The 17604-nt window shown below is 61.9% G+C and carries 18 protein-coding genes; 12 read left to right on the top strand and 6 right to left on the bottom strand.

Annotated elements, in window-relative coordinates; translation table 11 throughout:
• The first annotated feature begins 10 nt into the window (after window positions 1-10).
• From ACN9MZ_RS09080 to ACN9MZ_RS09070, 3 genes are all read left to right on the top strand, one after another.
• Window positions 11-1762 (top strand): glutamine--tRNA ligase/YqeY domain fusion protein, encoded by a 1752-nt coding sequence (locus tag ACN9MZ_RS09080; RefSeq protein WP_426341842.1) that lies wholly within the window; start codon window positions 11-13, stop codon window positions 1760-1762.
• 120 nt (window positions 1763-1882) lie between these two features.
• On the top strand, window positions 1883-3667 hold the full coding sequence (locus ACN9MZ_RS09075; protein ID WP_426341841.1) for a CHASE domain-containing protein: 1785 nt from the start codon (window positions 1883-1885) through the stop codon (window positions 3665-3667).
• A 335-nt stretch (window positions 3668-4002) separates the two neighbouring features.
• Window positions 4003-5121, top strand: a complete 1119-nt coding sequence (locus tag ACN9MZ_RS09070; protein ID WP_426341840.1) for a glycine-rich domain-containing protein-like — start codon at window positions 4003-4005, stop codon at window positions 5119-5121.
• Between the two features lie 77 nt (window positions 5122-5198).
• Here the strand turns inward: ACN9MZ_RS09070 and ACN9MZ_RS09065 are convergent, their stop codons facing one another.
• From ACN9MZ_RS09065 to ACN9MZ_RS09055, 3 genes are all read right to left on the bottom strand, one after another.
• Window positions 5199-5441 carry a hypothetical protein gene (locus tag ACN9MZ_RS09065; protein WP_130315086.1) on the bottom strand — a complete coding sequence of 81 codons (243 nt, stop codon included), beginning with the start codon at window positions 5439-5441 and terminating at the stop codon, window positions 5199-5201.
• Between the two features lie 213 nt (window positions 5442-5654).
• Complete coding sequence (locus ACN9MZ_RS09060) at window positions 5655-5879, bottom strand: hypothetical protein (RefSeq protein ID WP_426341839.1); 225 nt, start codon at window positions 5877-5879, stop codon at window positions 5655-5657.
• Window positions 5880-5924: 45 nt separating this feature from the next.
• Window positions 5925-6809, bottom strand: coding sequence for an SDR family oxidoreductase (locus ACN9MZ_RS09055; RefSeq protein WP_426341838.1), 885 nt, complete (start codon window positions 6807-6809; stop codon window positions 5925-5927).
• Between the two features lie 12 nt (window positions 6810-6821).
• Between ACN9MZ_RS09055 and ACN9MZ_RS09050 the strand changes: the two genes are divergently transcribed.
• The 4 genes from ACN9MZ_RS09050 (at window position 6822) to ACN9MZ_RS09035 (ending at window position 10205) form a co-directional block, all read left to right on the top strand.
• Window positions 6822-7847, top strand: a complete 1026-nt coding sequence (locus ACN9MZ_RS09050) for a CDP-6-deoxy-delta-3,4-glucoseen reductase (protein WP_426341837.1) — start codon at window positions 6822-6824, stop codon at window positions 7845-7847.
• Between the two features lie 65 nt (window positions 7848-7912).
• Entirely contained in the window at window positions 7913-9136 is a 1224-nt protein-coding gene (locus ACN9MZ_RS09045) for an MFS transporter (RefSeq protein ID WP_426341836.1), read from the top strand.
• A gap of 13 nt (window positions 9137-9149) precedes the next feature.
• Window positions 9150-9794 (top strand): DUF1345 domain-containing protein, encoded by a 645-nt coding sequence (locus tag ACN9MZ_RS09040; RefSeq protein ID WP_426341835.1) that lies wholly within the window; start codon window positions 9150-9152, stop codon window positions 9792-9794.
• 54 nt (window positions 9795-9848) lie between these two features.
• Window positions 9849-10205: an HPF/RaiA family ribosome-associated protein gene (locus ACN9MZ_RS09035; RefSeq protein ID WP_426341834.1), complete on the top strand. Its 357-nt coding sequence runs from the start codon at window positions 9849-9851 to the stop codon at window positions 10203-10205.
• A 3-nt stretch (window positions 10206-10208) separates the two neighbouring features.
• On the opposite strand, the gene ACN9MZ_RS09030 is transcribed toward ACN9MZ_RS09035, so the two are convergent.
• The gene (locus tag ACN9MZ_RS09030; protein WP_426341833.1) at window positions 10209-10982 is read right to left on the bottom strand and encodes a helical backbone metal receptor; all 774 of its coding nucleotides are present in this window, start codon (window positions 10980-10982) and stop codon (window positions 10209-10211) included.
• A gap of 66 nt (window positions 10983-11048) precedes the next feature.
• Between ACN9MZ_RS09030 and ACN9MZ_RS09025 the strand changes: the two genes are divergently transcribed.
• A complete protein-coding gene (locus ACN9MZ_RS09025) occupies window positions 11049-12020 on the top strand; it encodes a diguanylate cyclase (protein WP_426341832.1) in 972 nt (323 codons plus the stop codon).
• Between the two features lie 79 nt (window positions 12021-12099).
• Here ACN9MZ_RS09025 and ACN9MZ_RS09020 read toward each other — a convergent pair whose 3' ends face one another.
• Window positions 12100-12660: a DUF5610 domain-containing protein gene (locus ACN9MZ_RS09020; protein ID WP_426341831.1), complete on the bottom strand. Its 561-nt coding sequence runs from the start codon at window positions 12658-12660 to the stop codon at window positions 12100-12102.
• A 50-nt stretch (window positions 12661-12710) separates the two neighbouring features.
• On the opposite strand from ACN9MZ_RS09020, the gene sbcB reads away from it, so the two are divergent.
• Window positions 12711-14156, top strand: coding sequence for an exodeoxyribonuclease I (gene sbcB, locus ACN9MZ_RS09015; RefSeq protein ID WP_426341830.1), 1446 nt, complete (start codon window positions 12711-12713; stop codon window positions 14154-14156).
• Between the two features lie 106 nt (window positions 14157-14262).
• On the opposite strand, the gene pyrF is transcribed toward sbcB, so the two are convergent.
• Window positions 14263-15084, bottom strand: coding sequence for an orotidine-5'-phosphate decarboxylase (gene pyrF / locus ACN9MZ_RS09010; RefSeq protein ID WP_426341829.1), 822 nt, complete (start codon window positions 15082-15084; stop codon window positions 14263-14265).
• A 124-nt stretch (window positions 15085-15208) separates the two neighbouring features.
• Here pyrF and ACN9MZ_RS09005 point away from each other — a divergent pair, with 124 nt between their 5' ends.
• The 3 genes from ACN9MZ_RS09005 to ACN9MZ_RS08995 are packed head-to-tail and all read left to right on the top strand — an operon-like array spanning window position 15209 to window position 17574.
• Entirely contained in the window at window positions 15209-15799 is a 591-nt protein-coding gene (locus ACN9MZ_RS09005) for a LemA family protein (protein ID WP_426342881.1), read from the top strand.
• A 9-nt stretch (window positions 15800-15808) separates the two neighbouring features.
• Window positions 15809-17050 (top strand): TPM domain-containing protein, encoded by a 1242-nt coding sequence (locus tag ACN9MZ_RS09000; RefSeq protein WP_426341828.1) that lies wholly within the window; start codon window positions 15809-15811, stop codon window positions 17048-17050.
• Window positions 17050-17574 carry a TPM domain-containing protein gene (locus tag ACN9MZ_RS08995; protein WP_426341827.1) on the top strand — a complete coding sequence of 175 codons (525 nt, stop codon included), beginning with the start codon at window positions 17050-17052 and terminating at the stop codon, window positions 17572-17574. Before ACN9MZ_RS09000 ends, ACN9MZ_RS08995 begins: the two co-directional genes overlap by 1 nt.
• Window positions 17575-17604 lie beyond the last annotated feature (30 nt).

Raw genomic sequence — 17604 nt, 5'->3', positions numbered from 1 at the left:
TAAAACATACATGAGCAACGACAAAACCCACGCCCCAGCGCCGAATTTCCTGCGCAATATCGTTGAAGCCGACCTGGCCTCCGGCGCGCACACCCGCGAAGGCCTGCCGCCGGTCATCACCCGTTTCCCGCCGGAGCCAAACGGCTACCTGCACGTCGGCCACGCCAAGTCCATCTACACCAACTTCGGCCTGGCGCGCGATTTCGGCGGCCGCTGCCACCTGCGTTTCGACGACACCAATCCTGAAAAAGAAGAACAGGAGTACGTCGATTCCATCATCGACAGCGTGCGCTGGCTCGGTTTCGACTGGAACTACAAAGGCCCGGTAGGCGCCGGCGAACACCTGTATTACGCCTCCGACTACTTCGACAAGCTGTATGAAATGGCCGAATACCTGATCAAGGTCGGCAAGGCTTACGTGGACAGCCAGAGCGCCGAGGAAATGAAAAATACCCGCGGCGGTTTCGGCGTCGCCGGCGCCAATTCCCCGTTCCGCAACCGTTCGGTGGAAGAAAACCTGCAGCTGTTCCGCGACATGAAGGCGGGCAAATACAAGGACGGTGAGCACGCACTGCGCGCCAAGATCAGCGAAGACGCGATGTCCTCGCCGAACATGAACATGCGCGACCCGGCGATCTACCGCATCCGCCACGCCCACCACCACCGCACGGGCGACGACTGGTGCATCTACCCGATGTACGACTACACGCACCCGATTTCGGACGCACTGGAAAACATCACCCACTCGATCTGCACCCTGGAATTCCAGGATCACCGCCCGTTCTACGACTGGCTGCTGGAAACCCTGTCCGAGGGTGGCTTCTTCAGGAAGCCGGTGCCGCACCAGTACGAATTCGCACGCCTGAACCTGACCTACATCGTCACCTCCAAGCGCAAGCTGCGCCAGATGGTGGAAGAAGGCATCGTGGACGGCTGGGACGACCCGCGCCTCCCGACCATGGCCGGCATGCGCCGCCGCGGCTTCACCCCGGAGGGCATCCAGCTGATGTGCGAACGCACCGGCGTGACCAAGTCCGACGGCTGGATCGACTTCGGCGTGCTGGAAGGCGCCGTGCGTGAAGACCTGGACCCGAAAGCCCCGCGCGCCATCGCCGTACTGCGCCCGCTGAAGCTGATCGTCGAGAACTTCCCGGAAGGCCAGTCAGTCGAGTGCACCTCGCCGGTCCACCCGCACCACCCTGAGCTGGGTCACCGCACCTTCCCGTTCACCCGCGAACTGTGGATCGAAGAAGAAGACTTCATGGAAGTGCCGGCCAAGGGCTACTTCCGCTTTACCCCTCCGGTCGGCGACCAGCCAGGCGCCCGCGTGCGCCTGAAGTACGGCTTCGTGGCCGAATGCACCGGCTACGACAAGGATGAAAGCGGCAAGGTCACCGCCGTGCGCGTGAAGTACTTCGAAGACTCCAAGTCCGGCACCCCGGGCGCCGACACCTACAAGGTGAAGGGCAACATCACCTGGGTCAGCGCCGAAGCGGCACTGGAAGCGGAAGTGCGCCTGTACGACCGCCTGTTCACCGAAGAGAAACCGGACGCCGGCGGCAAGGACTTCAAGGAGTTCCTCAACCCGAAAGCGCTGGAAATCGTCAACGCCTACCTGGAGCCAGGCCTGAAGGACGCCACCGCCGAGCAGCGCTTCCAGTTCGAGCGCCACGGTTACTTCGTGGCCGACCGCGTGCTGTCGCAGCCAGGCAAGCCGGTGTTCAACCGCATCGTCACACTGAAAGATAGCTGGGCAAAATAACTGACCCGAACTGTGACTAAAAAGCCGCCTTCGGGCGGTTTTTTATTGTTAGTTTGATTTCAATCAAAGTGGTGTTTTTGCAACTTGACCTTGAATAGGAGAAATTCTTATAGTCGCGCAATGACCCGCCTACAGCTCAGCCTGTTTTCTCCGTCCAAACCCTTGTGGTGGCTGGGCATTGCGCTATCGATGGGCGTCGGCCTCGGACTGTTTACGGTTGTCACCCGTTCCGTCGAAAGCGAAGCGCGCACCCGCTTTCATAACCAGGCCCGCAATACGCAGTTCAATATCAATACCAGTATCAAGGCCTATACCGATGTCTTGCGCGCCGCGGCCAGCTACTTCCAGGCCGGCGGCGAAGTCACCAGGCAAACCTTCCACCGCTACGTGCAAGGCCTGGACCTGGAACACAACTACCCGGCCATCGACAACATCAACTTCGCCGAGTACTTCACGGATGAGCAACGTCCGGCGGCGGAAGCCCGCCAGCGCCAGCTCACAGACAACCTCTACCCCGCCTATCGCCTGCACCCTGAAGCGAAACGTCCCGAATACGCGGTGCTGACACTGATCGAGCCGCTCGAAGGCTTCGGCGACCGTTATGGGCTCGATATCGCAGCACGGCCGGGCGTTGCCGGCGCCCTGTTCTCGGCTCGCGACCAGGGCGCCTTGAGCAGTTCCGGCCAGCCCATCCCCTTGCGCAGCGCCCCCAGCCACGTTGGCATGGCAATGCGCATCCCCATTTACCGTAATGGCATGCCGGTCACCAATGTCGCGGAACGCCGCCTGGCTTGCATCGGGTCGGTAGGCCTGGGCTTCAGCGTGCCGCGCCTGGTCGACGCCGCGCTCGGTGAAATGCCGGTGCGCGCTGTGCGCGTTGTCTTGCGCGATAGCAGCAGCATCGGCAGGCCAGCCACCCTGCTGTTCGACAGCCAGCCCAATATGCCAGCCGCCGACGGCAGCCATTTCGTCACCGAGCTGCCGATCCAATTCCACGGCCGCACGTGGCATGCCCAGTTCAGCGTGCCGAAGCGCGCACTGTATTCGAACTTCGATCAATACCTGCCTGCGCTGGCAGGCAGCATGGGCTTCGGTGCCAGCGTGTTGATTTATGCATTGTTTGTCACGCTGGCCTCTTCGCGCCGCCGCGCCGTCAAGCTGGCGCGCGCCATGACGCGCGAGTTGCGCGACAGCCAGGCGCGCCTGCAGCTGTCGCACCATCGCCTGCGCCGTCTGGCCGCGCACGCGGACCACATCAAGGAAGAAGAGCGCAAGCGTATCGCGCGCGAAATCCACGATGACCTGGGCCAGAACCTGCTGGCCCTGCGCATTGAAGCCGATATCCTCGCCACGCGCACTGAAAAAACCCATCCGCGATTGCATGCGCGGGCGCGCGCCACGCTGCATCAGATCGACAATACCATCCGCAGCGTGCGCCAGATCATCAACGATTTGCGGCCAAACGTGCTGGACCTCGGACTGTCGGCGGCTGTGGAATGGCAGATCGCGCAGTTTCGCCTGCGCTCCGGCATAAAGTGCGAATTCACAGAGGACGCGGTGGCCGATCACGGCGTCGACGATCATTGCGCAACCGCGTTCTTCCGCGTGCTGCAGGAATCGCTCAGCAATATCCACCAGCATGCCTCGGCCACGATGGTGCGCGTTGAACTGCACCAGTCGCATGGCATGCTGCGCATGACCATCAGCGACAACGGCATCGGCATCAATACGGCCAGCCGGCACAAGGCCGGTTCTTTCGGCCTGGTCGGCATCGAGGAGCGCATCAGCCTGCTTGGCGGGAACTGCTCGATCAACAGCCTGCCGCACGGCGGCACCACGGTCAGCATTGCTGTCCCTGTCGGCTACCGCGTGGCGCCAGCCGACGATATGCGCCTCAGCGCTTAGGCATTTTTACCACGCGGTAGGATTTTGCCTGCCGCCATTGATCCAAATCAAGCTCCCTTTCCATAGCTCAGCAAAAATGCATTTGTAACATTTAGCGGCGCGACAAGCTATTGATTTGAAAGGAGCATTCCTGTGTTGTTTAATCCGCGCACGCTTGAATTGTTACTTGCATTAGCGGGGGCCATGTCTATACTTGAGCTAGTTGATCTACATCAACACGCGTTCCTAACTCCGAACGCCTCAGATGCCAGGCAGTACAACACCAGCCCCCTAGAACGGCGTCTTCTCTCTCTTCAGTCAGTCTTAAATTCGCTCACCATAAAGGGATGTCACTCATGATTTCTGCTGAAAGCTTCAAGGCGATTGCCGACCTGGACCTCGAACCTATCAAGGTGAAACTGATGCATGTGGAATCTGGCGAAGGCTGGTCGCTGGAAAAGGTTAACGCAATCGAATTCGAATACCGGCGCTTCCTGTACCTGATGAAAATGTTCCCCAACGAGCAGACGGCGCCGCTGATGGACGTGGACATCTTCTGGCACTACCACATCCTCGACACGATGAAGTATTTCATCGACTGCGAAAATGTGTTCGGCTACTACCTGCATCACTTCCCATACATCGGCCTGCGCGGCGAAGATGATGAAGAGGCGCACGAACGCGTGGGCAACCGCATGAAGGAGCTGTATGAAGAAACCTTCGGCGAAGATTATTTCCGCAGTGCGGTTGCTTATTCGGGCCGTGTCGCAACCGAGGCTGCCGCGGATGGCGCCCAGCTTGCGTACTCGGGCCGCGTGGCAGATGAAGATGGCCAGCAGGTGGCCTACTCCGGCCGCGTGGCTGCCGAAGCGGGCGCGCAAGTCGCTTACTCGGGTCGTGTCGCTGCCGAGGCTTCGCCGCAAGTCGCCTATTCGGGCCGTGTGGCTGCCGAAGTCGCGCCGCAGGTAGCTTACTCTGGCCGTGTCGCTGCCGAGGCTTCGCCGCGGGTCGCTTACTCCGGCCGCGTCGCTGCTGAAACCGCGCCGCAAGTGGCTTACTCGGGTCGTGTCGCCGCGAATGCCGCACCACAAGTCGCCTATTCGGGACGGGTCGCCGCCGAAGCGGCGCCAAAGGTCGCTTACTCCGGCCGCGTCGCGGCTGAAACCGCGCCGCAAGTGGCTTACTCGGGCCGGGTCGCTGCCGAGGCTGCACCGAAGGTCGCCTACTCCGGCCGTGTCGCGGTAGCCTACTCAGGCCGCGTGGCAGCTGAAGCGAAGACGGCCTACTCGGGACGCGTGGCAGCGGAAGCGAAGACGGCCTACTCGGGACGCGTGGCGGCTGAAGCGCAAACCGCTTACTCCGGCCGCGTCGCCGCTGAAGCGAAAACCGCCTACTCCGGCCGCGTCAGCGCCGAAGCCCAGGCCGCATCGCAGTCGCTGTTCTACACCGCCCGTCCTCGCCTGGCCGCTGCCTGAGCCCGATCGAGCGCGCAAATGAAAACGGCCGCCACCTGCAAGCAGGTGCGGCCGTTTTTTTACATCCGGGCGACAGCTCAGTGCGCCATCAGTTCGCGCAGTTCGCGAATGCTGAAATCGCTGATTTCATGCATGCGGATCAGGATCGTCGCGCCGATTGGCAGCGTGTTGTGACGGATCTTGCTGATCACCGGTGGAGCAACTTCCAGCGCGCGGGACAGGGCTGCGTCATTTTTCAGTTGCAGCTTTTCGATGATGGCGTCCAGAACGCGGTTCGGATTGTAGGTCGACGATGCAGTAATTTCTTTCAGAGAGCTCATGACTGGGTACTTTTTCAATGTGTTGCGCAGTCGCAACAAAATTATTGGCGGAATTTTCGACAAAGAGCGCCAGAAAAAGCCGTTATTGACGCAATTTTCGGCACACGGACGGTATCATACACCGTTTTATTGCCGTTCGCTTAACGCCGTGAGATTTTGATAGATTGTAGCGCACAAAGCTGTGCTAGGAATTCATCTTGTTTAACAAAAAGACTACTTATGGTCGTTTATTGCTAAAGTAAACGGCAGGCAGAGCCAGGCAAACGCGATCCAGGCCAGTGCGGGGGGAAGGTACATCAGGGCAGCTGGCATGGGAGTGTACTCCGAACGCCAGTCAAGGCGGCGCCTGATTTCCTCGGGTGAAGGCGGGGGCAGGTGGGCGTGGCCGCGCTGGGCCAGGTAAGCACGGACTTGTTCCTTGGTGGGGTGGCTATACATGGCGCCCTCCTTGGCAGACGTTGGCACAAGATAACGCCGGCAGCATCACGGGCGCTTGATGCATCTCAAGGCGGCTGCAATATCCTGGTACTGCAACCGTACCTGCAACTCCTCCTTCAGGCGCCGGTTCGCCAGCCTGCGCGACTCCGACATGAACGACAACAGGGTGGGCGCCACGGCCTGCGCCAGTGCTGCCCGATCCAGGCGCGCAGGGCGCGGCAGGCCGAAATGATCGGCCACCATGTCGAAATAGTCCCCCATTTTGAGTTCCGTGTCATCCACTGCGTGATACACACGGTTACATAATCCTTTACGCAAGGCCGCCAAAACAACACGCGCCAGGTCGTCGGCGTGGATATGGTTGGTGAAAACGTCATCTTCCGGACGCAGCGCGGGCGTTCCCTGCTCCAGGCGCTTGATGGGCAAACGGTCCGCAGCATAGATGCCAGGCACGCGCAGGATTACCAGTCGCCCTTGCGCGCGGCACGCCCAGGCCCGCAACACCTGCTCCGCATCAACCCGCCGCAGCGCCCGCGCATTGCGAGGCGCAACGGTCTGGGTTTCGTCAGCCCAGCGCCCGCCCAGGTCGCCGTACACGCCGGTGGTGCTCACATAAACCACTTGCGCCCGGTCAGGTAAAATGGCAGTCACATTGCGGGTGCGCCGATCCAGCACACCCTCGCCCGGCGGTGGAGCCAGGTGCACGATCTGGTGCGCCAGCCCGGCCAGGCGACGCAGCGAATCGGGCTGGTCCAGGTCGGCCAGCAAGGGAACGGCGCCCGCCGCACGCAATTCGGCAAAACGCTCGCGCTGGCTGGTCACGGCAAATACACGGTAATGCGCGCGCACCAAAGGCAGCAGACGCATGCCCACATCGCCGCAACCGATGACCAGCAGGCGCGGCTTGTTGAATTTTTTACTGTTTTCCATTTTTAAGATTGTATGTCTTTCCAAATAACTGTTCAGCCTAGCGGCCACCAATTCACCTGCGAAGACGATGAAACCGTTCTGGCCGCAGCCATGCGCGCTGGCGTCGGCCTGCCCTACGGTTGCAAGAACGGCGCCTGCAGCTCCTGCAAAGGCAAGGTGGTGTCGGGCTCCGTCAGCCACAAGGCGCACCAGCGCCGCGCCCTGAGCGAGGAAGAAGAAGCGGCCGGCATGTCCCTGTTCTGCTGTGCGATTCCCCATTCCGACCTGGTGCTGCAAGCGCGCGAAGTGGTCGGCAGCGGCGAATTCCCGATCAAGAAAATGCCGACACGCGTCAACTCGCTGGAGAAAATGGCGCCGGACGTGATGGTGCTGACGCTGCAGCTGCCTGCCAACGAAACCTTCCAGTACAAAGCCGGCCAGTACCTCGAATTCCTGCTGCGCGACGGCAAGCGCCGCGCCTACTCGATTGCCACCGCACCGGAAGGCGGCGCGATCACCTTGCACATCCGCCACATGCCGGGCGGCCTGTTCACCGACCAGGTATTCAGCACCATGAAGGAGCGCGATATCCTGCGCTTCGAAGGCCCGCTGGGCACCTTCTTCGTGCGCGACGATTCCGTCAAGCCGATGGTGCTGCTGGCCTCGGGCACCGGCTTCGCGCCGATCAAGGCCATTGTCGAACATGAACGCGCCAGCGGCTCCAAGCGCCCGATGACGCTGTACTGGGGCGGCCGCCGCCCTCAAGACCTGTACATGGACGCGCTGTGCCGCCAATGGGCGGAAGAACTGTCCCACTTCAACTACGTGCCGGTGGTTTCCGACGCACTACCGGAAGAAAACTGGAGCGGCCGCACCGGCTTCGTTCACCAGGCCGTGATCGACGACCTGCCGGACATGTCGGGCTACCAGGTCTACGCCTGCGGCGCCCCGATCGTGGTTGAATCGGCCAAACGCGATTTCGTCAAGGACTGCAAGCTGCCGGAAGACGAGTTCTTTGCAGACGCGTTCACGTCCGAAGCGGATCTCCAGCAACCTTAAGATTTCCCCCGCGCTGCGTGCCGTGGGGCGCGCAGCGCTCCACGGCTCCCCAAGCACGCAAACGTATGTCATCCAACGGCTTCTCCGTCCTCCGTCACCGCAACTTCGCCTTTTACCTGTCAGCTCGCCTGCTCGGCACCATCGCCGTTCAAATGCAGAACGTCGCCATCGGCTGGCAAGTCTATGCACAGACCAAGAACCTGTACTACCTCGGCATGATCGGCCTGGCGCAATTCGCGCCTTTCCTGCTGCTGATCCTGTACGCCGGCCATGCCGCCGACCGCTACAACCGCCGCAACATCATTGCCACCTGCCTCGGCGCGCAACTGGTGTGCGGACTGGCGCTGCTGGGCTACACGCACAGCGGCTTCGAATCCGTCTGGCCCATCTTTGCGGTGCTGGTCCTGTACGGCAGCGCGCGCGCCTTCTCGAGCCCCGCCGGCCAGGCCGTACTGGTCAACATGGTCCCCACCGAAGACTTCAGCCGCGCAGTGGCCCTGAACAGTTCGACCTTCCAGGTCGCCGTGATCCTCGGCCCGACGCTGGGCGGCCTGCTCTACGTGAATGGCCCGGCCACGGTGTACGCCGTCACTTCCGTCATGCTGCTGATGGCCGTGGTGCTGATGTGCCTGACCCGTCCCGCCCCGCAGGCCACGCGCAAGGAGCCGGCCACCTGGCACAGCGTGCTGGAAGGGCTGCGCTTCGTCTGGTCGCGCCCCATCATGCTGGGGGCAATTTCGCTCGACCTGTTCGCCGTGCTGTTTGGCGGCGTCACGGCGCTACTGCCGGCACTGGCGCACGATGTGCTGCACATCGGCCCCTCCGGCCTTGGCCTGTTGCGCACCGCGCCCGGTGCTGGCGCCGCACTGTGCTCGATTTCACTGGCTTTCTGGCCGATTACCCGTCGCGTCGGCATCTGGATGTTCGGTGGCGTCGCCGTGTACGGCATTTGCACCGTGATCCTCGGCACCACCTCCAGCTTCACTCTCGCCCTGGCCTGCCTGTTGCTGCTGGGCGCCGGCGACATGATCAGCGTCTACGTCCGCCATTTGCTGGTGCAGTTCGAAACGCCCGATGAAATCCGTGGCCGGGTCAGCGCCGTGAACGCAGTGTTCATCGGCGCTTCCAACGAACTCGGTGAATTCGAATCCGGCGTCACTGCCGGCTGGCTGGGACTCACGCGCGCCGTGATCTTCGGCGGCGTCGCCACGCTGGCCGTGACGGGCATCTGGGCCTGGCGCTTCCCTGTCCTGTCGCGCATGGACCGCTTCCCCCATCACGACAAGTAGTAAGATTGGCCGCATGCGCTACCACATCGTTCGCAGCCGCCCGCACCTGAGCGCCGCCATCGCAGTCGGCGCCCTGGCGGGGGTGTTCCTGCCTTCGCACTGGAAACCGCTGGTGCGCGTGCTGTCTGCTTGGGACATCGCGGTCTGGATGTACCTGTTCACAGTTGGCTGGATGATGATGCGCGCCGACCACCGCGAGGTGAAGCGCATCGCCGCACGCCAGGATGAACGCGCAGCAACCATCCTGGCCAGCCTGGTGGTGGCTACGGTCGCCAGCATGATCGCCATCAGCAGCGAACTGGCCAGCCTGCGCGACATGCCCGCCAATGAGCGCGGGCTGCATTACGCCTTTGTGGTGGTGACGCTGGTAGGCTCGTGGTTCCTGGTCGGCACCTTGTTCTGCTTCCATTACGCCCACCTGTATTACAACGGCGAGGGGCGCCAGCGCCCCCTGTCATTCCCCGGCGGCGAGACCCAGCCCGATTACTGGGATTTCCTGTATTTCTCCTTCACGATTGCGGTCGCCGCGCAGACTTCGGACGTGTCGGTGCAAGCGCCCGCCATGCGCAAACTGGTGCTGGGCCAGTCTGTGCTGAGCTTCTTCTTCAATCTTCTTATCCTGGGTTTATTTGTGAATATGGCGGCTTCGCTGATGTAGGCGTATGATGAAATCGCGTGGCAACACGTTTTGGTTAACAAACGGGAGCAGCATATGCAAATCAGTGTGAACACCGACAAAACCATCGAACGTACTGCAGGCCTGGAAGACCATGTGAAAGAAGTGGTCAAGACTGCACTCAACCGGTTCGGCGAGCACATCGGACGCGTCGACGTCCACCTCAGCGAAGGCAATGCACAGAAGTCCTCCGACGGAGATATCCGCTGCATGATCGAGGCGCGCGTCAACGGCTACCAGCCGATTGCCGTCACCGACCACGACGCAACCCTGCATCAATCCATCAACGGCGCAGCAGACAAGCTGCAACGAGCCATCGACAGCGCGTTGGGCCGCCTGAACGATAGCAAACGCCACACGTCCCAGCACGACTTCGAAGAGGCTGAAGAGTAATTCCTAGTCCGCGGCGGCCAGGCCTTTCAGGTATCGGATACCTTGCAGGGCACGGCTGCCGTACCAGGACATCATTTCCCCATCGACCAACTGCACCGGCTTGCCGATCTGGCGCTCCAGTGCGTCCACGTGTTCTTCCGTAAAGCGGTAAGGCTCGGACGAGAGCAGCACCTGGTCCACGTCATGCCCCAGCGCATCGCTCCATTGGAAGCTTGGATAGCGCACGTCGCCGATCCCGGGAACCGACCAGCCGATCAGCGCCAGCATGCGGGCGATATAGGTATCGCGCGAGACTGTCATCCACGGATCCTTCCAGATGCAGTACAGCACGCGCTGCGGGCGGCCTTTTCGCATTAGCGCCAGTTCGCGTTCGAACTCGCCGCACCAGGCCTCCGCGCGCTCCCGCGCACAGAACACGCCTCCCATCAGCTGCACCAGTGCCAGGTTATCGCGCGGCTCGATCGGATGCGTGACCACGATATTCGGCACAAATTCCGCAAGCTTGTCGACGGTAGGCTTTTCGTTTTCGTCGATGTTCACCACCAGGTGGGTCGGCGCCAGTTTGCGGATCTTTTCGATGTTGACGTCCTTGGTGCCGCCGACCTTCGGGATATTGCGCACCACGTCCGCCGGATGGATGCAGAAACCCGTTCGGCCCACCAGTTGCGGCGCCAAGCCCAGGTCGCAGAGAAGCTCGGTAATCGAAGGCACCAGCGAAACGATGCGCGCGTTTGGAGCGGCCGCATGTTGCTGGCCCAGGATGTCGGTAAAAGTCATGGCCGATATTGAACCACACTTAGGCTATCATTAACACCTGTTGATACCGCAGTAAGAAAGTTCATCTTGAAACCGATTGGCACCTTCGGCACTTCCGCTTACCAGATCCAGGCCTTGCAACTATTCCGCGGCGCCGACAGCCTGCGCATCGCACCATTGTTGAAGGACTGCCCGATCGTGCAGGTCGAACAAGGCGAAATGGTCTCTGACCCGCAGCGCGCCCGCCTGTACATCGTACTGCGCGGCGCCTTATCGGTGGCGGCCGATATGAGTACCGGTATGTCCGACGGCACCATCAGCAAAGTCCTGCCCGGCGAGAGCGTCGGCGAACAGGCCGTGCTCGACGAAGAAGCCAACCAGGCCGCGATTACCGCGCTGGAGCAAAGCGAACTGCTGGTAATCGAATCGGAACTGGCGTGGGAACTGATCGACGCCGCCAACGGCGTAGCGCGCAATCTATTACGCCTGCTTTCCTTCCGCATCCGCGCCGCCAACGCGCAGATGCGCAAGCGCCAAAAACTTGGCGAGTTCTATCGCCAGCTCTCGATGGTGGACGGCCTGACCGGCCTGTATAACCGCGCCTGGCTGAACGACTTCCTGCCGCAACTGGTCGCCAGCGCCCAGGGCACCGGCCAGCCGCTGTCGCTGATCATGCTCGACATCGACCACTTCAAGAAATTCAACGACAGCCACGGCCACCTGCAAGGCGACGAAGCCCTGCGCACCGCAGCGCAAGTGCTGACCAGCGCCTTGCGACCGACCGACTTTGCGGTGCGCTACGGAGGCGAAGAAATGCTGGTGGTGCTGCCCGAGACGAACGTGCAGGTGGCCGAAACCGTCGCCGGCCGCCTGTGCCAGCGCATGCGCGACGCGATAGTCTTCAGCGACATGCGCCTGCCGCTGCCGCACATCACCAGTTCCTTCGGCGTCGCAGCACTGGGTTCCGGCCAGGACGAAACCGCCCTCATCGCCGCCGCCGATGCGGCCCTCTACCGCGCCAAGGATTCCGGCCGCAACCGCGTTGAAGTCGCAAAATAGAGTCGGGGACAGGTCTGGCTTCTCGAGGAACGTTGCGCTTCGCGTAATGGCGGATGGCCAGACCTGACCCCGACTTTTATTACGCAATCTGGCCGCTCTGCGATTCGTCGGTGGAGGAAACTTGCCTTTGATTCGAAACAAAGGCATCCAGGCCTTTCTGCACCAGCTCGTAGGTCTTGTCGATGTTGGAGGCAATGTCGCCGCCCAGCACCTTCAGGCCTTTCAGGATATCGCGGGCTTCCTTGAAGCCTTGTTCAATGCCGCCCTTGATCGTGTCCATGAAGCGATTCAGGGCGTCATCCCCCTCCAGCTCGGAGTGCTGTTGCTGGAAAGCGCTGAAGAAGGCGGTCGATAGCGATACAATGCGCCCCGCCGTGCCTTCCGGCGAGTTGTCCTGCCCGGTAGCGTTCTGGATCGCATCCGGCCCGAAATCGGCCTCAAGCTGCTCGTTGATCGAGGTAATTGCCGATTTGTAGACCAGCGCCAGCGGATCATTTTCGGAATTCAGCGAAACCGAGGCCGATTCCTGCAGGATCGACACGTTCAGTTGCATCTTGGCGCGGGTGGACGCCGAAATGGCCGTGTCGTTGCTCGCGGCGGCGGGCGTGGCACGGGTATTGACGGAAATGGTATTTGACACAGCAGTCCTCCTTGCCTCAGCATTCGATAACGAGAACCAACATTTGCACCATGAGTAACCATACCTTCCTGTGGCATGACTACGAAACTTTCGGCGCCGTGCCACGCCGCGATCGCCCAGCCCAGTTTGCTGCAATTCGTACCGACGCAGAGCTGAACGAAATCGGCGAGCCGATCATGCTGTTCTGCCAACCAGCCAACGACTACCTGCCTGACCCGGTCGCCTGCCTGATTACCGGCATTACCCCACAGCAAGCTTTACAGCAGGGGGTGCCGGAACACAAGTTTGCGGCAACCGTCGAGAAGGCTTTTTCGGAGCCTGGCACCATAGGCGTAGGCTACAACACTATCCGCTTTGACGATGAAGTGACGCGCTTCTTGTTCTGGCGTAACCTGATCGATCCCTACGCTCGCGAGTGGCAAAACCAGTGCGGGCGCTGGGATTTGCTGGATGTGGTGCGGATGACCTATGCGTTGCGCCCCGAAGGTATTGAGTGGCCCCTTAATGATAGCGGCAAACCGAGCTTCAAGCTTGAGCATTTGACCAAGGCCAATGGCCTGGTGCACGAAGCCGCGCACGATGCATTGTCCGACGTGCGCGCGACCATTGCCCTGGCCCGCCTGATCCGCCAGAAGCATCCGAAGCTGTTCGATTTTTGCCTGGCCTTGCACAAGAAGGATCGCGTGTCCGAGGAGATCGGGCTGCACCTGGCGCGCGAGTTGCGCCAGCCGTTCCTGCACGTGTCGGGCATGTTCCCGGCGGAGCGCGGCTGCCTTGCGCTGGTGTGGCCATTGGCGCCGCATCCATCCAACAAGAATGAGCTGCTGGTGTGGGATTGCACTTATGACCCGCAGGAGCTGTTTGCGCTGGATGCGGAGACGATCCGCATCCGCATGTTTACCCGCGCCGACGCCATGCCGGAGGGGATGACGCGCCTGCCGATCAAGAGCATCCACCTGAACAAGTCGCCGATGCTGGTGTCGAACCTGAAGACGCTGCGGCCGGAACTGGCCGAGCGCTGGGGCCTGGACCTGGAGGCGGCGCGTGCCCATGCTGCGCGTGCTGCAGCAGGGCCGGACATGTCGGCCATCTGGGAACAGGTGTTCTGGCGCCCTGTCGGCGAGCCGGCGGATGTCGATGAGGATTTGTATGGCGGCTTCGTCAGCAATGGCGACAAGCGCTTGCTGGAGTCCTTGCGGCGCGAGCATCCGGCCAAGCTGGCGTCGGCGTCACCGCATTTCCAGGATGACCGGTTGGGCGAACTGTTCTTCCGCTATCGTGCGCGCAATTTCCCCCAGACCTTGTCCGAGGAGGAGCATGAGCATTGGGAACAGCATCGTGCGGCGCGCTTGTTTGACGGCGCTGGCGGGGCCAGGACGGTCGACGAGTTGTTCTCGGAGCTGGATCGCCTGGGGGCGGAGGCCGATGAGCGTGGGCAGGAAGTGCTGGCTGCCTTGTATGACTATGTCGAAATGATTGTGCCGGAACGCTACTAACACCGGCAAACCAGGGTCAGACCCAAGAGTCTGACCCGATTGGCCGAAGTCACAGGCCTCAGCTTAGGCGGGTCTGACCCTTGGGTCAGACCCGGACTTACCGGTTTTAAGCGCGGTGCGCATTGATCGCGTCGCGCGTCTCCAGCGCCACGCGGCGTGCCGCAGCCGCGAAATCTTCCGCTCCTTGCGGAGCCGCATACAAAATCGCACGCGACGAATTGATCATCATGCCGGTACCGTTGTAAGTACGGCCCGCCTTGACGGTGGCCTGAATATCCCCGCCCTGCGCACCAATCCCCGGCACCAGCAGCGGCATATCGCCTACAATCCCGCGCACCTGCGCCAGCTCCTCCGGGAAGGTAGCCCCCACTACCAGCGCGCACTGGCCGTTGGCGTTCCACTTCTCCGCCACCAGCTTGGCGACGTGCTGGTACAGCGGCTTGCCGTCCACCTTCAGGAACTGCAGGTCCGAGCCGCCCGCATTCGAGGTCCGGCACAGGATGATCACGCCACGGTCGCTCCACTCCATGTAAGGCTCAACGGAGTCGAACCCCATATACGGATTGACGGTCACCGCATCCGCACCATAGCGGTCGAATGCTTCGCGCGCATACTGCTTGGCGGTGGCGCCGATGTCGCCGCGCTTGGCGTCGAGGATCAACGGAATGTGCGGATAGTTTTCCTTGGCATAAGCGCAGATTTTTTCAAGCTGGTCTTCCGCGCCCATTGCCGCGAAATAGGCAATCTGCGGCTTGAACGAACATGCCAGGTCGGCAGTGGCATCGATCATCTCAATACAGAACTGGACAATGCCTTGCGGATTGTTCTGGAATTGCGCAGGCAGGCGCGCCATATCCGGGTCCAGGCCAACGCACAGCAGGGAATCGTTGGCTGCCCAGGCAGCGGATAATTTTTCGATAAATGTCACAGCGGGCCTCTTTATTCTTTGCGTTGCAAACCCTACATTATAACGGGCCGGGTATGTGCACTGCCGCACATGGCCGCCGGCCAATTGCGTGTATATTTCGATAATACGTTCCAAGGAGCGAATGATGCGAAACTTTTTGGCAATGGGTGCGCTGGCAACGGTTTTGCTGTCCGGCTGCGGTTACAACGAGTTCCAGGCCAAGGACGAAGCGGTCAAGGCCCAATGGGGTGAGGTGGTCAACCAGTACCAGCGGCGGGCCGACCTGATCCCGAACCTGGTGAACACGGTGAAGGGCTATGCCTCGCACGAGCGCGAAACGCTGGAGGCGGTGACCCGGGCCCGTGCTTCGGCCACCAGTGTGCAGGTGACGCCGGAAGTACTGAATAATCCGGGAGCCCTGCAGAAATTCCAGCAGGCCCAGGGTGAGTTGACCAATGCCCTGTCGCGGCTGATGGTGGTGGCTGAAAAATACCCTGAGCTGAAGGCCGATGCCAGTTTCCGCGACCTTCAATCGCAGCTCGAAGGCACGGAGAACCGCATCACCGTGGCACGCCAGCGCTATATCGCCTCGGTGCAGGACTTCAACGTCCTGGCACGGCGCTTCCCGACCAACCTGACGGCCAAGATGTTCGGCTACGACGTGAAGCCCAGCTTCACCGTCGAGAACGAAAAATCCATTTCAACTGCTCCCACGGTGGACTTCAACAAGAAGTAAGGAGTCGCAATGGCGACTACACCTCGGCATACCCGCGGCGGCGGCAAGGCTTCCAGCCGCGATGAGGATCGGTTGAGCGATCCGCTCATCGATCGCGACCTGGCGCGGCGTACTGGCGGGCTGGCGGAGCATGCGCGGCGCTGGACCATCTTGCCTGGCTCGCCGTGGCTGAGGGTGGTGATCGGGCTGGCGATCATGGCGCTGCTTGCGCTTGTCGTCACCGGCGCACAGGCGGCCGATGGCTTCGTCGCCGTGCCGGCGCATGCAGCCCGTGTTACTGACCAGGCGGGCATGTTGACCGCCCAGCAACGCTCGTCCCTCGATGGGGTGTTGGCCGATTATGAGCGCAAGACGGGCAGCCAGATTGCCATCCTGCTGGTGTCGTCCACGGCGCCGGAGGCGATCGAGCAGTACAGCATTCGCGTGGCAGAGGCGTGGAAGCTGGGACGCAAGGGCGTTGATGATGGTGTGCTGCTGGTAGTGGCCAAGGATAATCCGCCTTCGCTGCGCAGGCTGAGGATTGAGGCTGGCCGCGGGGTCCAGGGGACGCTGACGGATGCCCAATCCAAGCGCGTCCTGCAGGATGTGATAGCGCCGCATTTTCGACAAGGGGATTTTTACGGTGGGCTGGCGGCCGGCGTGAGCTCGATCGCGACCTTGCTTGATAAGGAGCACTTCCCTGCCCCGGCTGGAGGACAGCGCACCGCATCGGGATCGGCGCCAGGAGCTACGGTGGGCGGCACGCAGCAAGGCTCGGCGGCAGGCGGTGCGGCAACTGGAAACGCTGGAGTGGCCGGCATGGCAGCAGCGGCGGGGGCTGGCGGCATTCCCGGTGGCGGATCGGGCTTGGCGCGCGGCGCAGCAGATACCGGCGGCGGCGATGCCCGGTCGCCAGTCGGCCCGGATGACGGTACGGGCCATGCTGGCCGCCGCGGTGCGGACAATGGCGATAGCGGCCGTGGCGCGCGCGATGGCGGCGGCTGGTCGGCCGGCTGGCTCTTGCCCCTGTTGCTGTTTGGCGTTTTCGTCATCCTGCCGATGATGCGCGGCGGCTCGCGCCGGGGGTTGCGGCGCGGCGGCTGGGGTTCGGACGCAACAGGCGTGCTGATCGGCGCCGCGCTGGGCAATGCCCTGAGTGCCGCGGCAAGCCGTAGCGGCGGCGGAAGCTGGGGCGGTAGCGGCGATTTCGGCGGCGGCTTCAGCGGCGGCGGCGGCAGCTTCGATGGCGGCGGCGCCTCGGGAGATTGGTGATGACAACCCAAGCTACAAGTTTCTTCGGCCGCTGCAAGCGCGCCTGGCGGCATATGACTAGCGGCACAAGCGCCGGCAAGCGCGCCTTCCCACCAGCCACGCTGCAAGCGATCGAACAAGCCATCACGCAAGGCGAACAACGCCATCGCGCCGAAGTGCGCCTGATCGTGGAACCGGGCCTGGATGCCCGTTCGGCTTTCAACAACGTCAGCAACCGCCAGCGCGCCAGCGCCCTGTTCGCGCAATACGGCGTCTGGGATACCGAGGAAAACTGCGGAGTCCTCATCTACATCAACCTCGCTGCGCGCGAAGTGGATATCGTGGCCGACCGCCATGTCGGCAGACTGGTTGCCGACACCGAATGGCAAACCATCTGCCGCACCATGACCACCGGCTTCGCCCAGGGCGATTACCACGCCCCCACTCTTTCGGCACTGGAGCAGCTCAACACACTGTTGGCACGCCACTATCCCGCCGACGGCACACGCCCCAACCAACTGCCCAACGACGCGGTCATCCTCTAAAATAAGCTTCCTAACCGAACCGCGGAAGCA

This window comes from Pseudoduganella sp. S-14, assembly GCF_049913285.1.
Taxonomy (GTDB): domain Bacteria; phylum Pseudomonadota; class Gammaproteobacteria; order Burkholderiales; family Burkholderiaceae_D; genus Rugamonas.
This window is presented reverse-complemented; position numbering and strand designations above follow the sequence as displayed.

What these genes read in the sequence shown, in the direction of transcription:
- ACN9MZ_RS09080 (WP_426341842.1), top strand. Translation starts at nt 11, where the DNA reads ATGAGCAACGACAAAACCCACGCCCCAGCGCCGAATTTCCTGCGCAAT.
- ACN9MZ_RS09075 (WP_426341841.1), top strand. Translation starts at nt 1,883, where the DNA reads ATGACCCGCCTACAGCTCAGCCTGTTTTCTCCGTCCAAACCCTTGTGG.
- ACN9MZ_RS09070 (WP_426341840.1), top strand. Translation starts at nt 4,003, where the DNA reads ATGATTTCTGCTGAAAGCTTCAAGGCGATTGCCGACCTGGACCTCGAA.
- ACN9MZ_RS09065 (WP_130315086.1), bottom strand. Translation starts at nt 5,441, where the DNA reads ATGAGCTCTCTGAAAGAAATTACTGCATCGTCGACCTACAATCCGAAC.
- ACN9MZ_RS09060 (WP_426341839.1), bottom strand. Translation starts at nt 5,879, where the DNA reads ATGTATAGCCACCCCACCAAGGAACAAGTCCGTGCTTACCTGGCCCAG.
- ACN9MZ_RS09055 (WP_426341838.1), bottom strand. Translation starts at nt 6,809, where the DNA reads ATGGAAAACAGTAAAAAATTCAACAAGCCGCGCCTGCTGGTCATCGGT.
- ACN9MZ_RS09050 (WP_426341837.1), top strand. Translation starts at nt 6,822, where the DNA reads ATGTCTTTCCAAATAACTGTTCAGCCTAGCGGCCACCAATTCACCTGC.
- ACN9MZ_RS09045 (WP_426341836.1), top strand. Translation starts at nt 7,913, where the DNA reads ATGTCATCCAACGGCTTCTCCGTCCTCCGTCACCGCAACTTCGCCTTT.
- ACN9MZ_RS09040 (WP_426341835.1), top strand. Translation starts at nt 9,150, where the DNA reads ATGCGCTACCACATCGTTCGCAGCCGCCCGCACCTGAGCGCCGCCATC.
- ACN9MZ_RS09035 (WP_426341834.1), top strand. Translation starts at nt 9,849, where the DNA reads ATGCAAATCAGTGTGAACACCGACAAAACCATCGAACGTACTGCAGGC.
- ACN9MZ_RS09030 (WP_426341833.1), bottom strand. Translation starts at nt 10,982, where the DNA reads ATGACTTTTACCGACATCCTGGGCCAGCAACATGCGGCCGCTCCAAAC.
- sbcB (WP_426341830.1), top strand. Translation starts at nt 12,711, where the DNA reads ATGAGTAACCATACCTTCCTGTGGCATGACTACGAAACTTTCGGCGCC.
- ACN9MZ_RS09005 (WP_426342881.1), top strand. Translation starts at nt 15,209, where the DNA reads ATGCGAAACTTTTTGGCAATGGGTGCGCTGGCAACGGTTTTGCTGTCC.
- ACN9MZ_RS09000 (WP_426341828.1), top strand. Translation starts at nt 15,809, where the DNA reads ATGGCGACTACACCTCGGCATACCCGCGGCGGCGGCAAGGCTTCCAGC.
- ACN9MZ_RS08995 (WP_426341827.1), top strand. Translation starts at nt 17,050, where the DNA reads ATGACAACCCAAGCTACAAGTTTCTTCGGCCGCTGCAAGCGCGCCTGG.